21 protein-coding genes and 1 tRNA gene are annotated in these 25,903 nt (G+C 70.6%); 17 read left to right on the top strand and 5 right to left on the bottom strand.

Translation table 11 applies throughout. The annotated features are described in order from the left end of the window. Position 1: 1 nt before the first annotated feature. Genes YWY_RS22580 through YWY_RS0117075 form a run of 5 tightly spaced genes read left to right on the top strand, consistent with a single transcriptional unit; the run spans position 2 to position 5,163 of the window. Positions 2–868, top strand: a complete 867-nt coding sequence (locus tag YWY_RS22580; RefSeq protein WP_051310378.1) for an FAD binding domain-containing protein — start codon at positions 2–4, stop codon at positions 866–868. Then, positions 865–1,389 (top strand): (2Fe-2S)-binding protein, encoded by a 525-nt coding sequence (locus tag YWY_RS22575; protein WP_038045486.1) that lies wholly within the window; start codon positions 865–867, stop codon positions 1,387–1,389. The genes YWY_RS22580 and YWY_RS22575 overlap by 4 nt, the downstream gene beginning before the upstream one ends. Next, positions 1,386–3,830, top strand: coding sequence for a xanthine dehydrogenase family protein molybdopterin-binding subunit (locus YWY_RS0117085; protein ID WP_028848608.1), 2,445 nt, complete (start codon positions 1,386–1,388; stop codon positions 3,828–3,830). The genes YWY_RS22575 and YWY_RS0117085 overlap by 4 nt, the downstream gene beginning before the upstream one ends. Then, on the top strand, positions 3,827–4,255 hold the full coding sequence (locus YWY_RS0117080) for an SRPBCC domain-containing protein (protein WP_028848607.1): 429 nt from the start codon (positions 3,827–3,829) through the stop codon (positions 4,253–4,255). The genes YWY_RS0117085 and YWY_RS0117080 overlap by 4 nt, the downstream gene beginning before the upstream one ends. Then, entirely contained in the window at positions 4,252–5,163 is a 912-nt protein-coding gene (locus tag YWY_RS0117075) for an amidohydrolase family protein (protein WP_028848606.1), read from the top strand. Before YWY_RS0117080 ends, YWY_RS0117075 begins: the two co-directional genes overlap by 4 nt. Here YWY_RS0117075 and YWY_RS0117070 read toward each other — a convergent pair. Beyond that, positions 5,141–5,419: a hypothetical protein gene (locus YWY_RS0117070; protein WP_028848605.1), complete on the bottom strand. Its 279-nt coding sequence runs from the start codon at positions 5,417–5,419 to the stop codon at positions 5,141–5,143. The genes YWY_RS0117075 and YWY_RS0117070 overlap by 23 nt on opposite strands. An 18-nt stretch (positions 5,420–5,437) precedes the next feature. Between YWY_RS0117070 and YWY_RS0117065 the strand changes: the two genes are divergently transcribed. After that, on the top strand, positions 5,438–5,713 hold the full coding sequence (locus tag YWY_RS0117065; protein ID WP_156899329.1) for a hypothetical protein: 276 nt from the start codon (positions 5,438–5,440) through the stop codon (positions 5,711–5,713). 525 nt (positions 5,714–6,238) lie between these two features. On the opposite strand, the gene YWY_RS0117055 is transcribed toward YWY_RS0117065, so the two are convergent. Continuing rightward, positions 6,239–6,311 (bottom strand) — tRNA-Thr (locus tag YWY_RS0117055). 473 nt (positions 6,312–6,784) lie between these two features. Between YWY_RS0117055 and YWY_RS22570 the strand changes: the two genes are divergently transcribed. The 3 genes from YWY_RS22570 to otsB all read left to right on the top strand — a co-directional run bounded on the left by YWY_RS22570 (position 6,785) and on the right by otsB (position 12,809). Further along, positions 6,785–8,230 (top strand): threonine/serine exporter family protein, encoded by a 1,446-nt coding sequence (locus YWY_RS22570; RefSeq protein WP_051310377.1) that lies wholly within the window; start codon positions 6,785–6,787, stop codon positions 8,228–8,230. Between the two features lie 572 nt (positions 8,231–8,802). Continuing rightward, entirely contained in the window at positions 8,803–10,212 is a 1,410-nt protein-coding gene (locus YWY_RS0117045) for an alpha,alpha-trehalose-phosphate synthase (UDP-forming) (RefSeq protein WP_028848603.1), read from the top strand. Between the two features lie 68 nt (positions 10,213–10,280). Continuing rightward, positions 10,281–12,809 carry a trehalose-phosphatase gene (otsB, locus tag YWY_RS0117040; protein WP_028848602.1) on the top strand — a complete coding sequence of 843 codons (2,529 nt, stop codon included), beginning with the start codon at positions 10,281–10,283 and terminating at the stop codon, positions 12,807–12,809. Positions 12,810–13,776: 967 nt separating this feature from the next. On the opposite strand, the gene radA is transcribed toward otsB, so the two are convergent. Together radA and YWY_RS0117025 are read right to left on the bottom strand one after the other, a co-directional pair. After that, positions 13,777–15,204, bottom strand: a complete 1,428-nt coding sequence (gene radA, locus YWY_RS22565) for a DNA repair protein RadA (RefSeq protein WP_051310376.1) — start codon at positions 15,202–15,204, stop codon at positions 13,777–13,779. Between the two features lie 289 nt (positions 15,205–15,493). Then, the gene (locus tag YWY_RS0117025; protein WP_156899327.1) at positions 15,494–16,072 is read right to left on the bottom strand and encodes a copper chaperone PCu(A)C domain-containing protein; all 579 of its coding nucleotides are present in this window, start codon (positions 16,070–16,072) and stop codon (positions 15,494–15,496) included. A 286-nt stretch (positions 16,073–16,358) separates the two neighbouring features. On the opposite strand from YWY_RS0117025, the gene YWY_RS22560 reads away from it, so the two are divergent. The 6 genes from YWY_RS22560 (at position 16,359) to rlmB (ending at position 21,262) form a co-directional block, all read left to right on the top strand. Then, a complete protein-coding gene (locus YWY_RS22560; protein ID WP_051310375.1) occupies positions 16,359–16,889 on the top strand; it encodes a CarD family transcriptional regulator in 531 nt (176 codons plus the stop codon). A gap of 29 nt (positions 16,890–16,918) precedes the next feature. Next, positions 16,919–17,599: a 2-C-methyl-D-erythritol 4-phosphate cytidylyltransferase gene (gene ispD / locus YWY_RS0117015; protein ID WP_028848600.1), complete on the top strand. Its 681-nt coding sequence runs from the start codon at positions 16,919–16,921 to the stop codon at positions 17,597–17,599. After that, positions 17,596–18,069 carry a 2-C-methyl-D-erythritol 2,4-cyclodiphosphate synthase gene (gene ispF / locus YWY_RS0117010; protein WP_028848599.1) on the top strand — a complete coding sequence of 158 codons (474 nt, stop codon included), beginning with the start codon at positions 17,596–17,598 and terminating at the stop codon, positions 18,067–18,069. Before ispD ends, ispF begins: the two co-directional genes overlap by 4 nt. Before the next feature lie 70 nt (positions 18,070–18,139). Then, positions 18,140–18,826 carry an HAD family hydrolase gene (locus YWY_RS0117005; protein ID WP_028848598.1) on the top strand — a complete coding sequence of 229 codons (687 nt, stop codon included), beginning with the start codon at positions 18,140–18,142 and terminating at the stop codon, positions 18,824–18,826. Between the two features lie 101 nt (positions 18,827–18,927). Next, a complete protein-coding gene (cysS, locus tag YWY_RS0117000; RefSeq protein ID WP_028848597.1) occupies positions 18,928–20,316 on the top strand; it encodes a cysteine--tRNA ligase in 1,389 nt (462 codons plus the stop codon). Continuing rightward, positions 20,306–21,262 (top strand): 23S rRNA (guanosine(2251)-2'-O)-methyltransferase RlmB, encoded by a 957-nt coding sequence (rlmB, locus tag YWY_RS0116995; RefSeq protein WP_028848596.1) that lies wholly within the window; start codon positions 20,306–20,308, stop codon positions 21,260–21,262. Before cysS ends, rlmB begins: the two co-directional genes overlap by 11 nt. Before the next feature lie 157 nt (positions 21,263–21,419). On the opposite strand, the gene YWY_RS0116990 is transcribed toward rlmB, so the two are convergent. Beyond that, the gene (locus tag YWY_RS0116990; RefSeq protein WP_028848595.1) at positions 21,420–22,430 is read right to left on the bottom strand and encodes a hypothetical protein; all 1,011 of its coding nucleotides are present in this window, start codon (positions 22,428–22,430) and stop codon (positions 21,420–21,422) included. A 91-nt stretch (positions 22,431–22,521) separates the two neighbouring features. On the opposite strand from YWY_RS0116990, the gene YWY_RS0116985 reads away from it, so the two are divergent. Next, positions 22,522–23,955, top strand: coding sequence for an MBOAT family O-acyltransferase (locus YWY_RS0116985; protein ID WP_028848594.1), 1,434 nt, complete (start codon positions 22,522–22,524; stop codon positions 23,953–23,955). A gap of 833 nt (positions 23,956–24,788) precedes the next feature. Next, a complete protein-coding gene (locus YWY_RS0116975; protein ID WP_028848593.1) occupies positions 24,789–25,700 on the top strand; it encodes a sugar ABC transporter substrate-binding protein in 912 nt (303 codons plus the stop codon). Positions 25,701–25,903 lie beyond the last annotated feature (203 nt).

Raw genomic sequence — 25,903 nt, 5'->3', positions numbered from 1 at the left:
CATGCTGCTGCCACCACTGCGTTATCTCCGCCCGGAAACCCCCGAGGACGCCGTCGCCATGCTGTCCGACGTGGACGGCAGCGTCGTGCTCGCCGGCGGCCAGACGCTGATGAACATGCTCAAGCTCGACCTGGCGCACCCGGATGCGCTGGTGGACGTCCACCGCATCGACGCGCTGCGGGGGATCGAGCACGACGCCGACGGCACCCTGGTCGTGGGCGCGGCCACCACCTACGCCGAGTTGGCCAGATCGCCGGAGGTTCGGCGCAGCCACCCCGCGGTGGCCGAGATGGCGGCCGGCCTGGTCGACCGGCAGGTCCGCAACCGGGGAACCATCGGCGGCAACTGCTGCCTCAACGACCCGACCAGCAACTACCCGCCGCTGATGGTGGCGCTCGACGCCCGGTTCCGCGTGCTGGGCCGTGACGGCGAGCGCCGGCTGCCGGCGAGCGAGTTCTTCCGCGGCACGCTGGCCACCGCCGTCGGCCGCGGCGAGCTGCTCACCACGATCGAGATCCCGCCCATGCCGCAGGGCTCCGGCGTGGCGCACGAACACCTGCAGGTCGGCGCCGACTCGTGGGCGATCGCCCGTGCGGTGGTCCGCCTCGACGTGGCCGACGGTGTCGTCGCCGACGCCCGAGCGGTGCTCGGCGCGGTGTACGGGTCGCCACTGCGCCTGCCCGAAGTGGAACGGCGCCTGATCGGCCAGCGAGCCACGCCGGATCTGGCGGAGGCGGCCGACGCGCTGCAGGACGTCGACGTGCAGACAGCCGACGACGTGCACTGCTCGGCGGCCTACCGCCGGGAAATGGCCGAAGTCCAGCTGCGCCGGGCGATCCGGGCGGCGGTGGAGAGGAGCGTGCAATGACGACGAACGACACACGCGAGATCACGGTCACCGTCGACGGCAGGCGCGAAACCGGTGTGGTTTCCGATCGCACTCTGCTGGTGCACTGGCTGCGCGACGCACTGGACAAGCGCGGCCCCAAGATCGGCTGCGACACCGGCAACTGCGGTGCGTGCACGGTGCGCTGGAACGGCACGCTGGTGAAGTCGTGCATGGTGCTGGCCGTCCAGGTCGACGGCGACGAGATCGAGACCGCCGCCTCGCTGGCCGAGGAGGACGGCACGCTCAGCAGGTTGCAGCAGTGCTTCGCGGACCATCACGCGCTGCAGTGCGGCTACTGCACCTCCGGCATGCTGATGACCGCCGCCGACCTGCTGGCCTCCGGCGAAGAGATCACCGAACACTCGGTGCGGCGCGCGCTCAAGGGCCACGTCTGCCGCTGCACCGGCTACCACAACATCGTCAAAGCCATCCGCGCCGCGGCGGGCCAGGAGGTGCCGCCGCCGCATGGCAGCGAACCCCGGGAGGCGGAGGTTCGATGACCATAGAGCAGACCCGTCCCGACACCCGCCGGTTCACCGGCAAGGCGATGCCGCGCAAGGAAGACGCGCGGCTGCTCAAGGCGCAGGGCGAGTTCGGCGACGACACCCCGGTGGCCAACCTCGCCTACATGGCGTTCGTGCGCTCGCCTTACGCGCACGCGCGCATCGTCGACATCGACGTGTCCGCCGCCGAGAAGGTCGACGGCTATCTGGGCTGCCTGCTCCCCGACGAGGTCGCCGAGCTGACCGATCCGTATGCGGAATTGCAGGGCCCGCCGGGAGATGCCGAGGTCGACCGGTGCCTGGCGGCGGGCGGCAAGGTGCGCTTCTCCGGCGAACCGGTCGTCGCGGTTGCCGCCACCTCACGCGAAGCTGCCCGCGACGCCGCGGCCGCGGTGGTCGTCGACTACGAACCGCTTCCCCATGTCGTCGACACGCGCAAGGCGGTGGAGCCGGACGCGCCGCTGGTGCACGACCAGGTCGGCTGCAACGTCGCGTTCGAGTCGACGTTCGACTGGGGTGACATCGACTTCGCGCTGGAGAACGCCGACCACGTGATCGAGGTCGACGAGCTGCACTTCCACCGGTTCTCCTCCACGCCGCTGGAGTGCACCGCGATCACCGCGGAGTACGACGCGGGCACCGACACGTTCACGTTCACCGGCGGCTTCGCCACCCCGCAGCTGGCGACGCTGAATCTGGCGGGCGCCTTGCGGCATCCGACGAACAAACTGCGGGTGCTGAGCAAGGACATCGGCGGCTCGTTCGGGATCAAGCTGAACACGCACATCCCGGCGACCGCGGCCGCGTTGCTGGCCCGCAAGCTGGGCCGTCCGATCCGCTGGACCGAGACCCGCACCGAGTCGCACCAGATGGGCGGGCACGGCAACGAGCGGTGGTTCCGCAACGTCAAGATGGCGCTGCAGTCGGACGGGACCGTGCTCGGCCTCAGCTACGAGGCGCTGGACGACGTCGGCGCCTACACCCGCTACGAGCCGTTGGGCGCAGTGATCTGGACGCAGGTGGCGAATGCCTGCTACCAGCTGAAGCACCTGCGGGTGCACTACCGCTCCGTCTACACCAACAAGTGCCCGACGCACCCGAACCGCGGGTACTCGCGGACACAGCATCTGTGGCTGGTCGAGCGGATGATGGACATCGCCGCACACAAGCTCGGCTTCGATCCGGTCGAGTTCCGGATGAAGAACTACATCCAGCCCGACCAGTACCCGTACACGACGGTCAACGGCTGCGTGTACGACTCGGGCAACCTGCCGGAGTCGTTGCGCAAGGCACTGGAGCTAATCGACTACGAGGAAGCGCGGCAGCTGCAGCGGGCCGCGGCCGGGACCGGCAAACGGATCGGCATCGGGATCGGCTCGACGCTGGACTCCGGCACGAACAACTTCGGCCAGGCGAGGCTGCTCAATCCGCATCTGCCGTTCGGCGGCAACAGCGAAGCCGCGCTGGTGCGCCTGGGCATCGACGGCGCGGTGTACGCGACCACGGGGGCGGTGGCCTTCGGTCAAGGCCACGAGACCACGATCTCCCAGGTCGTCGCGGACGAACTGGGCGTGTCCTACGACGACGTGCACGTCCAGCGGGGAAGCGACTCCGGGTTGTCGGCGCAGATGGGCCTGTCCGGCTCGTATGCGTCGCAGTTCGCGGTGACCGGCATCGGCGCGATGCTCAACGCCACGCGGAAGCTCGCCGCCGAGATCAAGCAGGTCGCCGCGGCCGTGCTGGGCGTCAAGCCGGAGGAGATCGAGCTCGCCGACGGCAAGGCACGCGTGGTGGGTGACGCCGAGAAGGCGCTGCCGCTGTCCGACGTCGCCGGCATCGTGCACTTCTCCCCGGCCTCGCTGCCCCGGGAAGTTGCCGAGAACGTCGGTTTGGTCGGCCGCGCCGTCTACAGCGCCCCGTTCGACCTGCCGGACCTGGAGCGCAAGTACGGCAACCTGACCCTGACCTATGCGACGCAGATCCACGCGTGCGTGGTCGAGATCGACGAGGAAACCGGTCAGACGACGCTGCTGCGGTACGCAATGGTCGACGACTGCGGCACGCCGATCAATCCGATGGTGATCGAGGGGCAGGTGCACGGCGCCACCGCGCACGGCATCTCGGCCGCGCTGTTCGAGGACATGGCCTACGACGAGAACGGCCAGCTGCGCGCGGGCAACTTCTACGACTACCACGCGGCGACCGCCTTCGACCTGCCCAGCTTCCGCTACGCGAACGTGGTCAGCCCGTCGCCGTTCACCCCGATCGGCGCCAAGGGCATGGGTGAAGGTGGTGGTGCGCCGCTGCAGGCGATCAGTGCCGCGATCCAGGACGCCGTCGGAGACAGCGCGGCAGTGCTCGACTCGTTCAACCCGCCCGAGCGCGTGCTGCGGCTGCTCCGCGGGCTGAACGCCGAGAAGGTGAAGGTGATCCGATGAAGCTGACCGGACAGTTCTCCTCGCCCGCGGATGTGGCGAAGCTGCTGGCCCTGGACGGCCAGCTGGACCAGCTAGAGCGCGTGCCGAGCCTCGACGACGTCCGGCGGGACAGCTCCGGCAGGATCCGGGCGATCTTCACCCCGCGCGCGACGTTCGTGCCGATGCCCTTCGCGGTGGTCATCGCCGTCGAGCACGCCGGGCAGTCCGACGCCGCGCTGAAGGTGCACGCCAGCCGCGGCCCCACAGCGGTCGACGTGCAGTTGAAGCTGGAGTTCGACCAACGCGACTCGGGTACCTCGGTGTCCTGGCACGCCGAGGTGGCCGTTCGCGGTCCGGGCGCCAGCGTCGGGCAGCGGGTCGTCCGTGACCTGGTGTCCGCCGCCATCGACGAAGTCCTGCGCGAGACCGCAGCGGTGGCCGCATGACGGCGGTCGATTTCCACGTCCATCTGGCTCCCGCCCTGGACCCCGGCTCCCTCCGCGAGCGTCCGGGTCCGCCCGCGTTGTACCGGCCGGAAGAAGCCGAGAAGTACCTCGACCGGGCGGGCCTGGACGCCGCCGTCGTGTCCATCCCCCCACCGTTCTTCCAGCAGGGAAGGACGGACACCGCCCAGTGGGCGCGGGCGGTCAACGACGGTCTGCTTCGGGCCGTCGCCGACCGCCCGCGCCTGCGTCCCCTGGCGTATCTGCCGCTGGAGAACCCGGAGTGTGCGGCCGCCGAGTATCGGAGGGTTCGGGACCAGCCGGGATTCGCCGGGGTGTGCGGCTCGGCCGGGGGCGGCTCGGCGTCGTTGGCCGATGCCCGCTTCGAACCGCTGTGGGAGCTGCTGAGCGCGGACGAGCGTCTGCTCTTGCTGCACCCCGGGTTCTCCCCCGATCCCCGGTTGGGCGATTTCTACCTGCACAACCTGCTCGGCAACCCGGTCGAGACGGCCGTAGCCGTCGGGCAGCTCGTGTTCGGGGACGTGCTCGGCCGGTATCCCGGGCTGCGCGTGCTGCTGGTTCACTGCGGCGGATGCGCTCCCGCGGTCGCCGGGCGCTGGCAGCACGGGGTGCAGACCAAGCGGCCCGGCCTCGCCCCGTTGACCGAGGAACCGCTGACCGCTTTGCGGCGAGTGTTCGTCGACTGCCTTGCCCACGATCCCGGGCTGGTGGATCAAGCCGTCGCGGTGTTCGGCGAAGACCGCATGGTGCTGGGCAGCGACTGGCCGTTCGCCATGGGCACGCACGATCCGCGCGAGCAGGTCGCCCACCGCGGGCCGGAGTTCGTGGAGAAGGTCGCCGTCGGCAACGCGGCGACTGCCCTGGGCGCTACTTGGACAACAGGAGCGTGAGGGTGGCAGTGACGATGGAGACCACGCCCCCGGTCCAGATGGTGCGCCGGTTTTCGACCCGCAGCAGCTCCGTCCTGACCTTGTAGCGGAACTGCAAGAACGTCGGCCTGACGTCGGTCTTCCGCTTGATGCGCAGTCCGCCCGAGCGCATTCGCCGGACCACGACGATCGCGGCCCTGATCAACAGCAGGATCCACGTGACGAACGAGACGTCGGCCCAACCCTTGAGCCACCGGGGAAACGGCAGATCGGCCACAGGCCCCAGGAGCCGCCAGTGCGTGAAGGAGTCGCGGAAGGCAGGGGCGGCCGCCACCCCGGCCAGTACTGCGAGGTAGACGGAGAAGAAGGCCAGAACGGGGCGAGAAGCGCGGTGACCGTGGACGACGTGAACCTGGCCGCGCCGACCTTGAGTTTCGCGGAGAACTCCTCGAACCGTTCGTCCGTCGTGGGCGACGGGGTGAGGTTTGTCGTCACTCCGCCTGGTGGGTCGATCCCGCCGCCGGACCACGTGACCAGCAGGCACACCTGGTTGGAGCTGACGAGCCGCTGACCGAGCACCCTGTCGAATTCGACCTGGTCACCGTGGTCGATGACAACGCTTGGATCACGCCGCTCGCCCGTCCTTCAGTCGAGTTCGGACCGGGCGAAGGAGAACCTCCAGGAGTCCGCTTTCCCGAGCAGCTGCCGGACGCCCTCGCGGAGCACGTGCGGATCGGTGAACCCGGTGTCGAGCCTGATCGTCACCGACTTCCCCACAACGGGCGCAACCCTCGATGAACCTCGGCCGGCAGGCCGAGCTGCCGCGCCGCCCGCCCGCCCTCGCCGGGACCGGCCGCGCTGTAGGTGGTGTCGTGGCCGAGGGTGACGTGTCTCCCGCGCTCGCCGGGACCGGCCCTGGGAACCCGTGACCGCGCCAGCAGACCGCCGGACGGTCAGACGAGCAGGACTGTAGGGCGAGTCCGGATACGCAGCGGCAGGGGAATCACGCCGGGCTGCGCCAGGGGAACGACTCACCGGGGCGCCCGCCCCGGACGGCGCCCCCGGCCGGGCGTGATACCGCAAGGAGCACGATCGGAGCCGACAAGGGGACTCGAACCCCTGACCTGCTGTTTACAAGACAGCTGCTCTACCAACTGAGCTATGTCGGCAGCTGGCCGGGTGGCCACGTCCATCGTATGCGGCGACGATCCGGCCCGGCAGGCAAGCCCCCGTCTACCCCGCCGGCCGGTGCACGGACCGAGCACCAGCTCCGCTCCTTCGTGCCGACCGGCACCGGCACACCTGCCCCGGTCAGGAGTCCACCGGGCCGACGTGGCCGGGCCGGGTACCGGGTCGCGGCGCCGCTGACCGTGCCTCCGCGGCGTCGCTGACCCGGCGCCCGCAGCCTCGGCTCGACTGGCGAGATCGCCCAGGCCGGTCAGACTGGAACCGGAGGGTTGATCGACGCTCGATCCGCCGGGTACTCGGCCGGATCGGCACCGGGCGCATCCGGCGGCAAAACGGCTGTTCAGAGGCCATTCGGCCGGCCGCGCGGGACGTCACGACCGCCCCGGTTCGGCGGTGCAAGAAATCGTGACCGACGTTACGGATCAAGCGTGCAACGGTTGCGCATACGGCGCCGATGGACTCGCGGGACGGCGCACAAGAGCGCGGGACGACGTGGGAGGTGGACGACGTGAAACTCTTGGCGAGGCAGCATCGGGTACGCGTACCGGAACAGCCTGCTCCGCCCCGGCCGATCGGGCCGAAGCTGCTCGACGAGGGGTCGATCCATTTCGCACTGGACACCGCGCTGCGGATCGGTGAAGTGCAGATGGCCACCGGCGCCGGTGCCGCCGACGTCACCGCCACCATCCTGGCGGTCACCGACGCCTTCGGCCTCCCGCAGTGCGAAGTCAACGTCGTCGGCACGTCCATCACCGTCACCTGCCACCGCGGTTCGGAAGCTTCTCCCGTCACGGCCGTGCGCGTCGTGCGCAGCCGCAGCATGGACTACACGCGGCTGAGCGAAACCGAGGACCTCGTCACCAAGATCACCCGCGGCCGGACCGACCTGCACACCGCCGCCGCCGAGATCAACCGGATCAGCAACGCCCCGCACCCCTATCCGCGGTGGGTCGCCACGCTCGCGCTCGGTGCCATGGCCGCGTCGATCACCGTCCTGATGGGTGGCGGTCCGCTGACCGCCACGCTGGCCTTCGTGGTCAGCTCGTTGATCGACCGGATCGGCCGGGTGCTCAACAAGCGTGCCCTGCCGCTGTTCTTCCAGCAGGTCGTCGGCGGGCTGATCGCCACACTGTTCGCGGTGCTGGCACTCAGCAGCGACCTGCCGTTCGAATCACCGAGCCTGGTCGCGGCCGCGGCGATCACCGTGTTGCTGTCCGGCCTGCACACCGTCTCGGCCGTGCACGACGCCGTCACCGGCTACAACGTCACCGCGGCAGGCCGGACGATGGAAGTGATCATGATGACCACCGGGCTGGTCACCGGTGTGGTGATCGGCCTGCAGCTGGCCATCACGCTGGGCTTCCCCCGGGCCCCGCTCCCGGCACTGCCCGGACCGAGCGCGATCAGCCTCCCGGTGGAGATCATCGCCGGGGCGGCCGCCGCGGGCTTCTTCGCGCTGGCCAGCTACGCGCGCCTGCGCGCCCTGCTGCTGGCTGCTATCGCCGGTGGTGTCGGCACCACCGTCTACAGCGTCCTGCGGCTGGCGCACGCGGACAAGATCGCCGCAACCGCGGTCGCCGCCGTGCTGCTGGGGTTCTGCGGCGGCGTGCTGTCCCGGCGGCTGCGGGTCACCCCGCTCGTGGTGGCGGTCTCCGGCATCACCCCGCTGCTGCCCGGGCTGTTGGCCTTCCGCGGCCTGTACGAGGCGGGAGTGGAGCCGGTCGGCCAGTTCAGCACGCTGATGCAGGCGTTCGCCGTGGGCCTGGCCCTCGCCGCCGGTGTGGTGTTCGGCGAGTACCTTGCCCAGCCGGTGCGGACCCAGCTCGGCCGCCTGGAGCGGAAGCTGGCCGGCCCGCGGATGGCCGGTCCGCTGCGGCCGTCTCGCCGCCGCCTCCAATAGGGCCGTCGAGCCGCCGAGCCGCCGCCTGCACCAGAGCCACCGAGCCGCCTGCACCAGGGCCGCCGAGCCGCCGTCTGCGGCAGGGCACGGGCAGACTCGCCTGCTCGCTGACGCCGCGCACCCCGGCTGTCTCGTACCGCCTGAAGGGCCCTGCGGGAGTGATGGGGCACGCCTACCGGCCAGCCCGCTGCGCCTCCGCATGAACCAGGCCCGCAACGACACCGCCGACCGGCAGGTCCCGTACGGCGAGCTGCCACCGGCGGCGAGCCCGATGCGCTCGTCCCGCCACCGGCCCGACGCGGCCCAGCACGGGGCCAGTGCCGGACGGCACGCAGAGCTCTACCCCACGGTGCGCAAAGCTGTGCCCCACGGTCCGCAAAGCTGTGCCCCACGGTGCGCCGAGCACTGCCCCGGGCCCCTCGGCCTGCCCGCGGGCCCGGCTCCGTTGCGCGACCTGCCGCGGCCCGCTGCGGGAATCACGGTCCGTGCTCGCCCCTCCGGCGCAGCAAGACCACCCGGACGCCACAAGATCGAGAGCCTGCTCACAGGATTCGCACAGTAGGCTGAACCACATGAGCGACCCCGATTTCGTCGTGGTGGCCAACAGATTGCCGGTGGACCTGGACCGGGCTGCGGACGGCAGCCAACGCTGGACGCAGAGCCCGGGCGGTCTGGTAGCGGCCCTCGAGCCGTTCCTGCGCAGCCGGAAGGGGGCGTGGGTCGGCTGGCCCGGGGTGCCCGACATCGAGGTCGACGAGTTCACCGACGAGGGCTTGGTACTGCATCCGGTGTCGCTCAGCAGCGCCGAAGTCCGGGACTACTACGAAGGTTTCTCGAACGCCACGCTCTGGCCGCTGTACCACGACGTGGTGCAGCCTCCGGTGTTCGAACGCCGGTGGTGGGACGCCTACGTGCGGGTCAACCAGCGTTTCGCGGAAGCGAGCGCGAAGGTGGCCGCGCAGGGCGCGACCGTCTGGGTGCAGGACTACCAGCTGCAGTTGGTCCCCTCGATCCTGCGCGAGCTCCGGCCGGATCTGCGCATCGGCTTCTTCCTGCACATCCCGTTCCCGCCGGTGGAGCTGTTCATGCAGCTGCCGTGGCGGGCGGAGATCGTCCGCGGCCTGCTCGGCGCGGACCTGGTCGGCTTCCACCGGCCGGGTGGGGCGCAGAACTTCCTGTGGCTGGCCGGCCAGCTGATCGGGCTGGAGTCCAGCCGTGGCTCGGTCGGAGTGCGCTCCCGCTCCGGCATCGTGCGGGTGGGTGACCGCACCGTGCGGGTCGGCGCCTTCCCGATCTCGATCGACTCCGCGGGGCTGGACGCGCTGGCACGCACCGCGGAAGTCGCCAAGCGTGCCGCCGAGGTCCGCGCTTCGCTCGGCAACCCCAAGACGATGCTGCTCGGCGTCGACCGGCTCGACTACACCAAGGGCATCGATCTGCGCCTGAAGGCGCTGCACGAGCTGCTGCGGGAAGGCGCCATCGATCCGGCGGAGGTGACCTTCGTGCAGCTGGCCACCCCCAGCAGGGAGCGCGTCGAGCACTACCAGCGCATGCGCGGCGACATCGAGCGGTTGGTCAGCCGAATCAACGGCGAATTCGCCAGGGTCGGTCACCCGGTCGTGCATTATTTGCATCAGTCGGTCGGGCGAGCCGAACTCGCCGCGTTTTACCGGGCCGCCGACGTCATGGTGGTCACGCCGCTGCGCGACGGCATGAACCTGGTGTGCAAGGAGTACGTGGCGTGCAAGCACGACCAGACCGGTGCGCTGGTGCTCAGCGAGTTCGCGGGCGCGGCAGCCGAGCTGACCAGCGCTTTTCTGGTCAACCCGCACGACCTCGACGGCGTGAAGCGAACGTTGCTCGCGGCGATCAACGTGGACCCGGCGGAGGGACGCAGGCGCATGCGGGCGCTGCGCCGCCAGGTGCTGACGCACGACGTGGACCGCTGGGCCCGGTCGTTCCTTGACGCGCTGGACGGCTGACAAAACGCGGGAGTTATTGTGCCGTAGCCCGGCACATTCAACTCCGTGAAAACCTTCCTGGAGGGGCGTTGACCGCCGAGTCCCTACCCGCCGAACTGCGCAGGGCGATCGTGCACATCGCACGCACGCCACGGCTGCTGGTGGCCTGCGATTACGACGGGACCCTCGCGCCGATCGTGGAGAACCCGGACAACGCGCGCCCGCGACCGGAATCGGTCGGCGCGCTGCGTTCGCTCGCCGCGTTGCACGAGACCACCACCGCGGTGATCTCCGGGCGTGCGCTGCGTGACCTGGCCACGCTCTCCCGGCTACCCGCGGAAGTGCACCTGGTCGGCTCGCACGGGTCGGAGTTCGACATCGGCTTCGTGCACGAGATCGACCCCAAGGCCAAGGCGCTGCACCGCAGGCTGGAAGAAGAGCTGAACCGCCTGGTCGACGGCGTTCCCGGCGTCTCGCTGGAGGTCAAGCCGGCGAGCATCGCCGTCCACGTGCGGAAGGCGTCGCAGGAAGACGCCGCGCGCGTGCTGGACGCCGTGCACCAAGGACCGGCCACATGGGAGGGCATCACGGTCACCGACGGCAAGGCGGTGGTCGAGCTGGCCGTCGTGGCCACCGACAAGGGCCACGCGCTGGACGTCGTCCGGCACCAGGCAGGCGCCACCGCGGCCATGTTCCTCGGTGACGACGTCACGGACGAGAAGGCGTTCGCCCGGCTCTCCGGCCCGGACGTGGGCATCAAGGTCGGCGAGGGCGAAACGCTCGCGCAGTACCGGATCCGCGACACCGAGGACGTCGCGACGGTACTGGCGTTCGTGCTGGAGGAGCGGCGCAACTGGCTGTACGGGGAGCAGGCACCGCCGATCGAGCGGCTGACCATGCTGGCCAACGAGAGCTCGGTGGCGCTGGTGACACCGGACGCCCGGCTGACCTGGTTGTGCCACCCGGGTCCGGACGCGCCCGCGGTGTTCGCCGATCTGCTGGGCGGACCCAGCGCCGGGCATTTCAGCATCAAGCCCACCCGTAACGGCCTGCCGCTCGGCCAGCGCTACCTGCCCAACACCATGACGGTGGAGACACGCTGGTCGCGCCTGCTGGTGACCGACTACCTGGAGCCGGAGTCGGCCAAGCACCGAACCGATCTGGTGCGGGTCATCTCCGGTGACACCGAAGCGAGCATCACGTTCGCGCCGCGGCCGGAGTTCGGCGGCGTCCCGGTGCGGTTGGTGGCCGAGCAGGAGGGTCTGCGCGTACTGGGCACCTCGGAGCCGTTCGTGCTGCGCGCCCCCGGCGTGACCTGGGAAATCACCTCGGACGGCCTGCACGACACGGCGAAGGCCGTGGTGCGGCCGAAGCCGGACGAGCCGATCGTGCTCGAGCTGCGCTGCGGCACCACCGACTTGAGCCCGCACGAGCTGCCGGAAATCGACCGGCGCACGCGGGCGGGCGAGTACTGGAGCAAGTGGGCGGCCGGGCTGAAGCTGCCCGGCGTGGAAACCGAGCTGGTGCGCCGGTCCGCGCTGACCCTGCGCGGCCTGTGCGACGCCGGGACCGGTGGTGTGCTGGCGGCGGCGACCACGTCGCTGCCCGAGGAGATCGGCGGCGTCCGCAACTGGGACTACCGCTATTGCTGGATCCGGGACGCCGCCATGACGGTGCGCGCGCTGGTCTCCCTCGGTTCGACCGAGGAGGCCGAAGGGTATTTGCGGTGGTTGCACGGTGTGCTGAGCCAGCTGGCGGGCCCTGAGCGGCTGCACCCGCTGTACACCGTCTCCGGGCAGCAGCTGGGCGCCGAGGCGGTCATCGACTCGCTGCCCGGGTACGCGGGGTCGCGCCCGGTGCGCGTCGGCAACCTGGCCAACCACCAGGTCCAGCTGGACGTGTTCGGCCCGGTCGTGGAGCTGATCGCCGACCTGGCCGAGGTCCGCGGCGAGCTGCGCGACGAGGACTGGCAGCTGGTGCGGGCCATGGCGGAGGCGGTGAAGCGCCGCTGGCGGGAGCCGGACCACGGCATCTGGGAGGAGCGGCACGTCCCACGGCATCGGGTCTACTCGCGGGTGATGTGCTGGGTCACCATGGACCGCGCGGTCCGGCTGGCCGAGCGCTACAACCGGGAACTGCCGGTGGCGTGGCCCAAGCTGCGCGACGTCATCGCGGCCGATGTGCTCGAACACGGATGGAACGACGAGGTGCAGGCGTTCACCACCGCCTACGACGGCACCGACCTCGACGCCGCCTCGTTGTTCGTCGGGCTCTCCGGGCTGCTCGACCCGTCGGACGAGCGGTTCCAGTCGACCGTGACGGCGATCGAGAGCGAGCTGCGCAGCGGCTCCACGGTGTACCGGTACCGGCGGGACGACGGCCTGCCCGGCAACGAGGGCGGCTTCCACCTGTGCGCGGCATGGATGGTGGAGGCGTACCTGCTCACCGGGCGCCGCACCGAGGCGGAGGAGCTGTTCCAGCAGATCGTCGACTGCGCGGGTCCGACCGGTCTGCTGCCCGAGCAGTACGACCCGATCGCCGAGCGGTCGCTGGGCAACCACCCCCAGGCGTACTCGCACATCGGACTGATCCGCTGCGCGATTCTGCTCGACCAGTAAGCCGACGGCCCCGCGGCGCGGTCAGGTCGTCCCACACACCAGGGATGCTTCTGTGGTGCGCTCGGTCCGGCCAGGGCTGCTGCTGATCGGTCCGCCTGGCGCGGGCAAATCCACCCGGCTGCGCCAAGAAGTTGGTGACCCCGGGTCCCGTCGGCCGGACGATACGGCCCGCTCGGTGCTGCAGGCCGGTGTCTGCGGTGCCGAGCGGTGAGTCCGGCCTAGTACAGAGTCGTGCCCAGCCGTGAGTCCTGGCCAACGCTGAATTCTGCTCGGCACTGGGTTCCGCTCAGCGCTGGGTTCTGCTCAGCGCTGGATTCTGCTCAGCACCGGGTTCCGCTCAGCACCGGGTTCCGCTCAGCACCGGGTTCTGCCCAGCATTGGATCCCGCTCAGCGCTGGGACCTGTGGAACGGCAGTGACCGCCTGCTGCGCCCCGGGCGGCTGTTCCGGCATCTGCGAGCATCAGGCCACGGTCGGCTGCCGCGCCGCCCGGCTCCGGAGGGCGCAGTTGGGTCGGCGTGCAGCCGAACACCTCAGCCCGCGCCGAGCCAGGCCTCCGGCGGCCGGTTGCTCGGCCGCGAGGCGCTGCACGTGTTGTGCCAGGACCTTGCGGAGACCGCTCGGTCGCGGTGCATCGGTCGCCGCACGCCCGGGCATCGGCGACGCGCTGGTCACCGAACTGATCAATACGGCGCGGGCCAATGTCGGGCATCGGACCGCTCAGGCAGCGACGGCGCCGGGCCTCGGATGGGGCAGGCAGTTCGCGGCAACGCGAGCATGCCTGCGGCGGACCGTCACTGGGCGATCGCGCCACGGCTCGGGGCGGCACCCATCGGCCGCCTGGGCTGCAGCCACCAACCGCTCCGCGACGACTCGCCACCCCCGGGCGCCCAAGCCGCAGCCGCCGCTCACGCCAAGGCCACCCACCCGGGGCACCCAAGCCACGGCCACCGCTCACGCCAAGCCACCTACCCCGGGGCGGACCCCGCCACTCCGGAGCCGCCGGCCTCCACCCGGCCCTCCGCCCGGCGAGCGGGCCGTCGCCATTCCAACGCAAGCTGCAGCGCGCTCGGCAGGTCGGCGACCTCCCGCACGGCCAACCCCGCGGGCACCGGCCCGCAATCCGGCGGGACAAGGGCGTGCGTGAAACCCATCCGCTGTGCCTCGGCCAACCGCCGCTGCACCCCGGTGACCCTGCGCAGCTCGCCGGCCAGCCCGACCTCCCCGACGGCCACCAGCCCGCTCGGCAGCGGAGTCTCGCTCACCGAGGACACCACGGCCAACGCGACGGCCAGATCCGCGGCAGGCTCGGTCAACCGCATGCCACCGACGGTCGCGACGTAGACGTCCCGCTCCCCGAAACGGATCCGGGCGTGCTTCTCCAGCACCGCCAGGATCATTCCGATGCGCGACGAATCCAGCCCGCTCGCGGCCCGCCTCGGCGTCGGCAGCGACGACGTCGTCACCAACGACTGAACCTCGGCGAGCAGCGGCCGCTTCCCCTCCACCGTCACCGTCACGGCCGTGCCCGCCACCGGATCGCCCCGCCGGTTGAGGAACAACCCGGACGGGTCGGCCACACCCACGATGCCGTCGTCCCGCAGCTCGAAACAGCCCACCTCGTCGGCCGGGCCGAAGCGGTTCTTCACCCCGCGCACCATGCGCAGCGTGGAGTGCTTGTCCCCTTCGAAATGCAACACCACGTCGACCAGGTGCTCGAGTACCCGCGGCCCTGCAACCGTGCCGTCCTTGGTGACGTGGCCGACCAGGATCACCGGCAGGGCGCGCTCCTTGGCCAGGGCGACCAGCGCCGCGGCCACCGCCTTGACCTGTGTGACACCACCGGGCGAGCCCTCCACCTTCGGCGACACCATGGTCTGCGCCGAGTCGACGATCAACACCCCCGGCTGCACCGCGTCGACGTGCCCGATCACGGCGGACAAGTCGCTCTCCGCGGCCACGAACAGTGCATCGTGCACCGCCGACGTGCGCTCGGCGCGCAGCCGAACCTGCCCGGCGGACTCCTCGCCCGTCACGTACAGCGCTGGCCCCCGCGTCTCGGCCCACCGGCGCGCCACCTCGAGCAGGAGCGTCGACTTCCCGACGCCCGGCTCGCCCGCCAGCAGCACGACCGCACCCGGCACCAACCCGCCGCCAAGGACGCGATCCAGCTCGTCGACACCCGTCGGCTGCGCCCGAGCGGCATCGAGGTCGACCTCCACGATCGGCCGCGCAGGCGACGACGGCGCGCCCGCCGCGATCGTGGCCAGAGCCGCGTGCGGCACGCCGCGCTCCTCGACCGTCCCCCACGATTGACACTCCGGGCAGCGGCCGACCCATTTCGCGACCTCGAGGCCGCACTCGGTACAGCGGTAACCGGTGCTCTTCTTCCCCACGCCTGGCACCGTAGCGGGCGGAACCGACATTTTCGGGGCTGCCTCGCGGCACCGCACGCCACGCACCACATCCTGGCGAAGATCACGCCGGATGCCACGGCTCGATCAGCAGCACGCCGAACGGCCGGCATCGCCCGGCGTCACGGCCGCCACGACAGATGCCGCAGCCGCCACGACGGATCGCAAGCGATCAGCGCTACGGCATACCGCGCAGAAGGATCACGCCGTACTCGCCGCGCGGCACGCGCCGACAAAGCACCAGGCTCGGCCGTGGGGTGCTGCGCGCTTGTCAGTGCCCGGCTGCGGCGGCTTCCTCGGTGCGCGCCCCGTCCGGAGCGGCGATCGGCACCCGCAGCTTGACCGGCCCTGCCTCCCGGAAGGTCAGCGTCACCTCGACCACCATGCCGGGGAACAGGTTCTTGTTGATCTTCTCCAGCGTCACGGTCGCGGTGCCGACGTCACCGGCATCGGCCGCCGCGGCCGCTTCGCCTGCCGGCTTCGGGGCCTCCATGCCCACGTACAGCGCGCGCTGCGACGGGATGACGGTGTCGCCCTCGACCTTGACGCTGGCGCTGACCGGGCTGCTGACCTGCTCCAGCTCGTCGCCCCGCGGGGCGGTGTTGGCGATGGCCATGCGCAGCGGAACGTCGGAGCCCTCCGCCCAGTAGCCCGGCTCCGGGTAGGCCAGCACCGCGTTGTTCACTCGCACCGCGCCCGCTTCCGCAATGTCGCCGTTGACCGCGGGCAGCTGGGTGTCGGTCTGCGTGATCTGACCCGCGCCGCAACCGGCCGTGCCTGCCAACGCGGCGGCGAGAGCGACCGTGGCGAAGCCGAGCTTCACCCCGCGCCTACCGGAACTGCTGGGCATACCGGAATCCTTTCGTGTCCCGCAAGCCTGCGCTGGCAAGACTATCCGGTCGGCCGAAACACCGGTACGCGGCCCGCTGCCGTCTTCGCCACACCGTCCACAGTGGACACTTCGAACAGTGCGCCGGATGCCCCGCTCGTCACCTGCGTGAGCATGCCGACGCCGCGTTTGTCAACCCCCGCTGCCGCACCGATTATGGCCTTGACCTGCGATGACGGGCACGGGCCGGTGTCGGGGGGACCCTTGCGCGTGCTAACATGGACAAAGCGAAAGGGGCAGAGGACACATGGCTTTCAAGGTCGGAGAGACCGTCGTCTACCCGCACCACGGTGCAGCACTCATCGAAGCGATCGAGACCCGCGTCATCAAAGGCGAGGAGAAGCAGTACCTCGTGCTCAAGGTCGCCCAGGGCGACCTGACGGTGCGCGTCCCCGCCGACAACGCCGAGATCGTCGGCGTGCGTGACGTCGTCGGCCAGGACGGGCTCAATCGCGTTTTCGACGTGCTGCGCGCTCCCCACACCGAAGAGCCCACCAACTGGTCTCGTCGGTACAAGGCCAACCTGGAGAAGCTCGCCTCCGGCGACGTCAACAAGGTGGCCGAAGTGGTGCGCGATCTTTGGCGACGCGAGAAGGACCGTGGCTTGTCCGCCGGCGAGAAGCGCATGCTGGCCAAGGCACGGCAGATTCTGGTCAGCGAACTCGCCCTCGCTGAGGGCACGGACGAGGAGAAGGCCGAGGGGCTGCTGGACGAAGTCCTCGCCACGGCCGACGAGACGTCCGATGCCAAACCGGTCGGCGCAGGCATCGACAGTTAGTTTCCCCGTTGCCCGGTCCTGACGACCGGCTGACAGTCGTCGCGCTGGTTCCCGCCGCTGGGCGGGGTGAACGCCTCGGCGCGCGCGTTCCCAAGGCTCTGGTTCCGGTGGCCGGGGTACCCCTGGTCACCAGGGCGACGCGCGGGCTGTTCGACTCCGGAGTCGTGGACGCGGTGGTCGTCGCCGCGCCCCCGGAACAGCTCGACGAGTTCACCTCCTGCCTGGTGGAGTTCGGTGCGCGGTGCAGCGTCGTTCCCGGCGGCGTGGACCGCACCGAGTCCGTGCGCGCGGCGCTGTCGTCGGTAGCCGACGGCGCGTTCGACGCCGTGCTGGTGCACGACGCCGCGCGGGCCTTCACCCCTCCCGAGGTACCCCGTGCGGTGGTCGAAGCGCTTTCCAGCGGCGCGGAAGCGGTGGTGCCGGTTCTCCCCTTGGCGGACACCGTCAAGCAGGTCGACGCGAATGGCGTGGTGATCGGCACACCCGATCGCAGCTCGCTGCGCGCCGTGCAGACACCGCAGGGCTTCGCCGAGCCGCTGTTGCGGCGCGCCTATGCGGGCAGGCCGGACGGCCCGATCACCGACGACGCGTCCCTCGCCGAGCACCACGGCGCGAAAGTCACCACCGTGCCCGGTCACCCGCACGCCATGAAGATCACCACCCCCTTCGACCTGATGATCGCCGAACGCCTTCTGGTGGAGCAGCCATGACCCCACGCATCGGCCAGGGTGTCGACGTGCACCCCGTCGAAGCCGGCCGGGAATGCTGGATCGCCGGCATTCGCTGGGAGGGTGTGGACGGCTGCGCCGGGCATTCCGACGGTGACGTCGCCACCCACGCCCTGATCGACGCCATGTTGTCCGCCGCAGGCCTCGGCGACCTCGGCGCACTGTTCGGCACCGGCCGGCCCGAGTACGCCGGAGCCTCCGGACTGCGGCTGCTCGCCGAAGCACGTGACCGCGTGGAGGCCGCCGGGTGGCGGCTGGGCAACGCCGCGGTGCAGGTCATCGGCAACGCACCCAAGATCGGCCCGCGCCGCGAGGAAGCCCAGCAGGCCCTGTCGCAGGCGGCGGGAGGGCCGGTCAGCGTCTCCGGCACGACCACCGACGGGCTCGGCCTCACCGGCCGCGGGGAAGGCATCGCAGCCATCGCCACCGCCCTGCTGTTGCCCGCCGAGTGAGCGGTCCGGCTCGGCTTCCGCGTGAGCGGTCCGGCTTGGCTTCCGCGCTGGAATCGGTAGCGTGTCCGGCGTGACCATCCGAGGGGTGTTGTTCGATTTCGCCGGGACGCTGTTCAGTGCGGAACCCAGGTTCGACGATCTGGCCGGGGTGACCGACGCCGACGGCAACGAGCTGACCCCGGAGGGGTTCGGCGAGCTGGTGCGCGCGGTGATCGCACCGACCACGCACTTCGCCTCGGACGAGGAGGAGTTCGCCCACGCCTGGCAGAACCGCGACCTCGACCCCGTCCTGCACCGCAAGGCGTTCGTGGAAGCGATCCGGCGGACCGGCCTCACCGCCGGCGAGCACGCCACGGTGCTCTACGAACGCATGATCGACACGGCGAGCTGGCGACCGTTCCCGGACGTGCCGGAGGTGTTCGCGGCGCTGGCTGCGCAGGACATTCCGATCGCGGTGGTCAGCAACATCGCCTTCGACATCCGCCCGGCGTTCACCGCCGCAGGCATCGACCAGTACGTGACGGAATACGTGCTCAGCTACGAGCACGGTGTGGTCAAGCCGGACCGGCGCATCTTCGAGATCGCGCTCAAGGCCATCGGGGTCGATGCCGAGGAAGCGCTGATGGTCGGCGACAGCAGGCGAGCTGACGGCGGCGCACTGGCGCTGGGCATGAAGTTCAGCCTGGTGCCCGCCACCCGCCCGGCGGAGCGGCCCACGGCGTTGCGGGACGCGCTGGCCGAGCACGGCCTGCACTAGCTGCCTGCCGCTCCCCCGACCGGGTCCGGCCACGGCGGGTGGCGTCTCGCAGCCAGGGACGCCGTGCCGGTCGCCGATGGCTGGACCCGTACCATTCCTGAGTGGCCCTTCAGCTGTACGACACCGCATCCCGCAGTGTGCGGGAGTTCACGCCCGTGCGACCCGGGGCGGCGTCCATCTACGTCTGTGGGCCGACCCCGCAAGGCCCCCCGCACATCGGACACGTCCGCAGCGCATTGAACTACGACGTGCTGGCCCGGTGGCTCGAGCACAACGGCCTGCACGTGACGCTGGTCCGCAACGTCACCGACATCGACGACAAGATCCTGGTCAAGGCCGCCGCGGAAGGCCGCCCGTGGTGGGAGCACTCGGCCCGCTACGAGCGTGAGTTCGAGTCCGCCTACGCCGCGCTGGGCTGCCGTCCCGCGGCGATCTCCCCGCGCGCGACCGGGCACGTGACCCAGATGATCGAGCTGATGCAGCGCTTGATCGACAAGGGCCACGCCTACGCCGCCGAGGGCGACGTGTACTTCGACGTCCGCTCCTTCGACGCCTACGGCTCGCTGTCCGGGCAGCAGCTGGAGGAAGTGCAGCAGGGCGAATCGGCCGCCGCCGGCAAGCGCGACCACCGCGACTTCACGCTGTGGAAGTGCGCCAAGCCCGGCGAGCCGTCCTGGCCGACCCCGTGGGGCGCCGGACGCCCCGGCTGGCACCTGGAGTGCTCGGTGATGGCCTCCACCTACCTGGGCGCGGAGTTCGACATCCACGGCGGCGGCTTGGACCTGGTGTTCCCGCACCACGAGAACGAGCTGGCCCAGTCGCGCGCGGCCGGTGACCCGTTCGCCCGGCTGTGGATGCACAACGGCCTGGTGGGCATGGCCGGCGAGAAGATGTCCAAGTCGCTGGGCAACGTGGTGTCCATCCCGGCGATGCTGCGCAAGGTACGCGCGGCGGAGCTGCGCTACTACCTCATCCAGCCGCACTACCGGTCGTTTATCGAGTACTCCGACGAAGCGCTGCACGAAGCAGCCCAGGGATACCGCCGGATCGAGGAGTTCCTGCGCCGCACGGCGGCCCGCGGCGAGGTCACACCCGGCGAGCTGCCGCGAGAGTTCGTCGACGCCATGAACGACGACCTGGCCACGCCGAAGGCCTTCGCGGTCATCCACAACGTGGTACGTGAGGGCAACGCGGCGCTCGACGCCGGTGACGACGACAAGGCCAGGCAGGCGGCCGCTGCGGTACGCGGCATGACGGGCGTGCTCGGCATCGACCCGCTGTCCGAGCTGTGGGCCGGCACCGGCGCCGACGACAAGGCTCGCCAGGCGCTCGCCGCGCTGGTCGAGGCCGTCCTGGAGGATCGTGCACGGGCCCGCGCGGTGAAGGACTACGCCACCGCCGACCGGCTGCGCGATCGGCTGCTCCAGGCGGGCATCCTGGTCAAGGACACCCCCGACGGTCCCCAGTGGACGGTGGCGGATGGCAGGTAACTCTCGGCGCCGCGGCGCCGTCCGCAAACCGGGCACCAAGAAGGGCGCAGTCGTCGGCTCCGGCGGCCAGCGCAGCAAGGGCCTGCGCGGCAAGGGGCCGACGCCGAAGGCCGAGCTGCGGCCAGGTCATCCCGCCCAACGCCGGGCAGCCAGGAAGGCGCGTGCGGAGAAGGCGCGGGACCATCGCACGTCCGGCCCGGAGATCATCGCCGGCCGCAATCCGGTGGTCGAGGCACTTCGCGCAGACGTGCCTGCCGACGTGCTGTACGTGGCGCTCGGGGTCGAAGCGGACGACCGGGTGACCGAAGCCGTCCGCATCGCCGCGGACCGCGGTGTCACCATCCTCGAAGTCCCGCGCACCGAGCTGGACCGCAAGACGCAGAACGCGGTGCACCAGGGCCTGGGCCTGCAGGTTCCCCCGTTCGACTACGCCGACCCGGACGACCTGCTTGTCGCGGCGGCGGACTCGGCGGAACCGCCGCTGCTGGTCGCGCTGGACGGAGTCACCGACCCGCGCAATCTCGGCGCCGTGGTGCGCTCTGCGGCGGCTTTCGGGGCCCACGGCGTGCTGCTGCCCAGCAGGCGCAGCGCGGGCATGACCGCCGTGGCCTGGCGGACCAGCGCGGGCACCGCAGCCAGACTGCCGATCGCCATGGCCACGAACCTGACCCGGCAGCTGCGCGACTACGCGGCCAAGGGACTGATGATCGTCGGGCTGGACGCCGACGGCGACACGATGATCGACGACCTGCCGCTGGCGGCCGACCCGCTGGTCGTGGTGCTCGGCTCCGAGGGCCGCGGGCTGTCCCGGCTGGTGCGGGAAACCTGCGACATGACGGTCTCCATCCCCATGGCCGCGGGCGTGGAATCCCTCAACGCTTCGGTGGCCGCGGGAGTGCTGCTCGCCGACATCGCCCGGCGACGGCGTGAACGCGGCCGGATCTGACCGACCTGGACGATCGCCCGAGGTCACGGCACCGGCCCGCGTTGCGACCGCTGGTGCGCCGCCGGTCGGCGATCTCAGGCCGGTGGGCCCCTGTCCGGTCATGCCAGCCGTGACACGGCATGATCCGTCCGGTTTCCCCGCCCGGGCCAAGGGCGGATCATCTGGCCTCGGCGGTGGTGCCGATGCCTTCCTGACCGTCGTCGTCCGCCGACGCCGTGGCAGGTGCCGCATCCGACGGGGCGACGGGCTCGTCCGGATCGCGGCGCGCGAACAGCACGGCGACGACGACGGCAGCGAGGACGCTGGCCGCCAGCCCGGCATAGGTCAGCGCGAACGCCGTGTGATCCAGGAGCAGCTCGAGATTCAGGTACGGCAGCTGCGGGGTGAGGAAGAAGTAGGCGACGTAGCCGGCGACGGGCACGATCGCCAGCGCGGCTCCCCGCGCGATCCGCAGCTGAGTCACCGCGAGCAGGCCGATCACCACCATCGCGACGATGAGGAACAGCTGATACAGCGGCACGCTCGCGGTCATGCTCGCAGGCGAGTGACCTACCGGGTCCAGGGCTCGGCGCACGAACGCGTCCCCGCCCGGCGTCACCAGCAGCCCGGCGATCTGCAGCGCCCCCGCGGCCGCGATCACGACACCGGCGATCGGGTAGGTCACGTTGCGCACCCGCGGGTTGCGATCGTCCCGGGCACGCGCCATGAGCAGCAGCACCACCACGCCGATCACCAGACCGGACACCCTGGTGACGATCAGCCACGGCCCCTCGTCCTGTTCGACGAAGCCCGCGCGGTAGTCCGGGTCGAACGCCCCGACGGCCTCCCGGACCGAGACCACGAGCATGCCCACGGCAAGTGCCGCCGCACTACCGCGGGCCGCCCGCCTGCGCGCCAGTGCGCACGCGCCCACCACGATGAGTGAGACGGCGAACGCCCACTCGTAGGGCGTCATGGCCAAGACCAGCTCGGTCTTCACCGGCCAGACGACGCTGCGCAGGAACTCGCCGAGTGGTGCGTCACGGCTCAGGAAGGCGTACGTCGTCCAGCCGATCGGCACGAAGCCGTAGAGCACCAGCAACAGGCCCGACACCCGATAAGCGTTCACGTGCCGTTCGTCCGCAATGCGCGGATCGTTGATCACCGCCGTGAGCTGCGTCTTAGTCATGTGCACAGGGACGTTACCCGATCCGTGCCGGTTCCCGGCTCGGCTTCGGTAGTGTCTGACTGCTTCCGCCGCTCGCAGGGGGATCGAGAGGATGTCGTTCGCGTCACCACTGTTCCTGTGGTACTTCATGCCCGCGGTGCTGCTCGCCGTGCTGGTGCTGCCGCGGGCGTGGCGCAACGGCATCATCGCCATCGCCAGCCTGATCTTCTACGCCACCGGGGCAGGCGCGACCACACTGCTGCTGCTGGCCTGCATGGTGGTCAATTTCCTGGCAGGCCCGCTGCTGGAGCCGGACGAGTTCGGCAGGCCGCGACCGCACCGGCGAGCCGTCCTCATCGCGGTGGTGTGCTTCGACGCGGCCGTGCTGGCGGTGTGGAAGTACGCCGGGTTCGCCACCGAACAGATCGACGCGATCGCCGAGCTGCTCGGCGGCCATTTCCCGGTGGTGGAGCTGGTGCTGCCGATCGGCATCTCCTTCTACACGTTCCACCACATCTCCTACGTGGTGGACATCTACCGCGGCGAACGCAAAGCGCTGCGCAACCCGGTCTCGTTCGCCACGTACATCTCGATGTTCCCGCAGCTCGTCGCGGGTCCGATCGTGCGGTTCAAGGAGATCGCCGACCAGCTGCCGCAGCGCCGCCTGCACCGGCTCGACGACATCGCGGCCGGCTTCCCGCGGTTCGCGCTCGGGCTGTGCAAGAAGGCGATCGTCGCCGACTCCCTGGCCCCGCTGGCCACCGCCTGCTTCCGCACCCCGGCGGACGAGATGACGTTCGCGATCGCCTGGCTGGGCGCGATCACCTACACGCTGCAGCTGTTCTTCGACTTCTCCGGCTACTCGGACATGGCCATCGGCCTCGGCCGGATGCTCGGCTTCCGGTTGCCGGAGAACTTCGCCCGCCCGTACGCGTCGGTCACCGTCACGGAGTTCTGGCGCCGCTGGCACATGTCGCTGTCCCGCTGGTTCCGCGACTACGTCTACATCCCGCTGGGCGGCAACCGGGCCGGAGCGCGCAAGACCTATCGCAACCTGTGCATCGTGTTCGTGCTGACCGGCTTCTGGCACGGCGCGGCGTGGACGTTCCTGCTGTGGGGCATCTGGCACGGCGCGCTGCTGATCATCGAGCGCAGCTTCGGCCTCACCACGGCCCCGGCCAACCCGGTGGCCAGGGCATGGCGACGGGCGCTGACCATCGTGCTGGTGATCTTCGGCTGGGTGCTGTTCAACTCGGCGGACCTGGGCTCGGCGCTGACCATGATCGGCCACATGCTGCTGCCCGACTTCAGCGGCGTGACCGACGTGGTGGACGAGGCACTGACCAACCAGCGGCTGGTCATCCTGCTGGCGGCGGCGAGCATCTTCTTCCTGCCCGCGCACCCGGTCACCGGCCCGCTGCTGGAGTCCTCCCGCTCCACCCCGGCGAGCGTGCTGCGGGTGGGCGTGATGACCTGCGGGCTGCTCTACGCCGCGATCCTGGTCGCCACCGGCACGTTCAGCCCGTTCTTGTACTACCAGTTCTGAGGGCCGCGGCTGATCGCGCCCGCGAGGACGGGTCAAGGCCCAGCCACTACCTCGTCGGAGTCGCCGACCTCGACCTGATCCGGCTGGGCACCGAGGCCCTGGGACCCGGCCAGCCCGGCGACGGCGGCCGGTGACACCGGTGTACCGCCCACGCCGGCGTGCAACGACTCCGATGGCTTCCCCGGTGCAGCGGTCGCCTTGGTACCGCCCCCGGTGGCGTGCAACGACTTGTCACGGGGCCGAGCGCACGAACAGGTCCCGGCGCACCTCGGTCGTTGCCCTCGCCACCCCGTTGTAGCAGCTGCACCGGCACAGCCCCCTTCCTCGCCTCGGTGACCATGCCGCGGGGAACGCAGCTCCCGGCGAACGCCGATGGCGGCTTCGATGCGCGACCGCCGCAGGTCGGATACCGGAGAGCGACGAGCCCCGCCCGCACAGCCGACCGGGCCGTCGATCGCAGCAGTGGGAAGAGCTCGTCCACGAGGCGCCGCTCCGGCACCGCCTGGCCCACCCCAGGGGCGGCACTGCCGCTCGATCACGGCCTCACCGGCCGGCTCGCCGGTTCGTGCCGCGCCGTCGCTCGGCGCGCTTGATCGGCCGGAGGCATCCACCGTTGGCGAACCACCCACCGCAGCCGGGGAGCGCCACGCGCCGCCGGCCATCGACGAGGAGTCCGAAAAGGCCCCGGAGACAGGCAAGCTGCGCGGCAGGCGCCGGTCGCCCGTCCCCCCGGCTGCTGCCTCGGCACGGAGTGGAGCAGGCGATCGCGGCGCGCAGCACGCATTTCCCGTCGTGCGCCCTGTCCGGCACGCTCGCGCCGTGAAGGAATACTCATGCGCGTTCTCTACATCTGCCCACTCAAGTACGGTGAGAACCCGTCGATCGACGCGATGACCCACGCGATCGACCACACGCTCGCCGAGGCCGGGCTGGAACTGCGTGTCGGCTACGCCGACTTCCGTGACGACGACTGGCTGCAGCGGACCAACACCCTGATCGAGGAGGCGGTCGCCGCCGGCGTGCGGGCGATCGTGTTCTACTCGATCGACGTCGACGAGCCTGCCGAAGCGGTGGCCGAGGCACGCAGGCAGGGGGTGTCCGTCGTCGCCGTCGAGCGTCCTCGCTTCCCAGTGGACGCGTCGCTGGTGTACCCGAACTTCAACCACGGCGTCTACATGGCCGAGTACCTGGCGAGCCTGTTGCCGGCCGGCGCGAAGGTCGGCATCGACGGCGGACCGGGCACCGCCGACGACACCGAGCTCGTGCTCGGCTTCGTGCACGGATTGCAGGTGTACGGACTCGACCTGGTCAACGACCCGATGGACGAGCGGTACCGGAACACGCTGGACGTCCGCTCCGGTGGCTACGAGAAGACCAAGAACCTGCTCGCCGACTTCTCCCACCTCGACGGCCTGATCCCGTACAACGACGAGACGGCGCTGGGCGCGATCGACGCGCTCCGGGAGACCGGGCGCCTCGGTGAAGTGAAGACGGTGTCGCGGAACGGGACGCCGAACGCCGTGCGGCTCGTGGCCGAAGGTGTGCATCACGGCACGTGGGATTTGCACGCGCTGGGTATCGGCAAGCAGGTCGGTGACCTCGTCGTGCGCCTGGTGCTGAACGAAGAGAAGCTGGACGGCCTGTGTGTGGCCAGCGCGATCGGCCACATGATCACCCCGGAGCTGGCGAGAAGCTGGGTGCCGTGGGACAAGCGCATCCCGTTCCACCCGCTTCGCGAGTGGTAGGGGCGTCCCGGTAGCTCCGCGCAAGCCGAAGCACACCCGGGCCGCCGCCCACATGCCAAAGCCGTCGCGGATGACTCCGCGCGAGCCGAAGCGCACCCCCATCCGACTGGCCCCCGCGACCAGGGGCGTGTCCCGTTCCGGCCCCCGACGGACCGTTCCGGTACTTCGGGAGCGACAGGGTGCGCACCTGCATGTCGCCGCGC

It is taken from the genome of Thermocrispum agreste DSM 44070 (assembly GCF_000427905.1).
GTDB classification, from domain to species: Bacteria; Actinomycetota; Actinomycetes; order Mycobacteriales; family Pseudonocardiaceae; genus Thermocrispum; species Thermocrispum agreste.
This window is presented reverse-complemented; position numbering and strand designations above follow the sequence as displayed.

What these genes read in the sequence shown, in the direction of transcription:
- YWY_RS0117075 (WP_028848606.1), top strand. Translation starts at nt 4,252, where the DNA reads ATGACGGCGGTCGATTTCCACGTCCATCTGGCTCCCGCCCTGGACCCC.
- rlmB (WP_028848596.1), top strand. Translation starts at nt 20,306, where the DNA reads ATGGCAGGTAACTCTCGGCGCCGCGGCGCCGTCCGCAAACCGGGCACC.
- ispF (WP_028848599.1), top strand. Translation starts at nt 17,596, where the DNA reads ATGACCCCACGCATCGGCCAGGGTGTCGACGTGCACCCCGTCGAAGCC.
- YWY_RS22560 (WP_051310375.1), top strand. Translation starts at nt 16,359, where the DNA reads ATGGCTTTCAAGGTCGGAGAGACCGTCGTCTACCCGCACCACGGTGCA.
- YWY_RS0117085 (WP_028848608.1), top strand. Translation starts at nt 1,386, where the DNA reads ATGACCATAGAGCAGACCCGTCCCGACACCCGCCGGTTCACCGGCAAG.
- YWY_RS22570 (WP_051310377.1), top strand. Translation starts at nt 6,785, where the DNA reads ATGGACTCGCGGGACGGCGCACAAGAGCGCGGGACGACGTGGGAGGTG.
- YWY_RS0117025 (WP_156899327.1), bottom strand. Translation starts at nt 16,072, where the DNA reads ATGCCCAGCAGTTCCGGTAGGCGCGGGGTGAAGCTCGGCTTCGCCACG.
- YWY_RS0116990 (WP_028848595.1), bottom strand. Translation starts at nt 22,430, where the DNA reads ATGACTAAGACGCAGCTCACGGCGGTGATCAACGATCCGCGCATTGCG.
- YWY_RS0117045 (WP_028848603.1), top strand. Translation starts at nt 8,803, where the DNA reads ATGAGCGACCCCGATTTCGTCGTGGTGGCCAACAGATTGCCGGTGGAC.
- YWY_RS0117080 (WP_028848607.1), top strand. Translation starts at nt 3,827, where the DNA reads ATGAAGCTGACCGGACAGTTCTCCTCGCCCGCGGATGTGGCGAAGCTG.
- YWY_RS0116985 (WP_028848594.1), top strand. Translation starts at nt 22,522, where the DNA reads ATGTCGTTCGCGTCACCACTGTTCCTGTGGTACTTCATGCCCGCGGTG.
- YWY_RS0116975 (WP_028848593.1), top strand. Translation starts at nt 24,789, where the DNA reads ATGCGCGTTCTCTACATCTGCCCACTCAAGTACGGTGAGAACCCGTCG.
- YWY_RS22580 (WP_051310378.1), top strand. Translation starts at nt 2, where the DNA reads ATGCTGCTGCCACCACTGCGTTATCTCCGCCCGGAAACCCCCGAGGAC.
- YWY_RS22575 (WP_038045486.1), top strand. Translation starts at nt 865, where the DNA reads ATGACGACGAACGACACACGCGAGATCACGGTCACCGTCGACGGCAGG.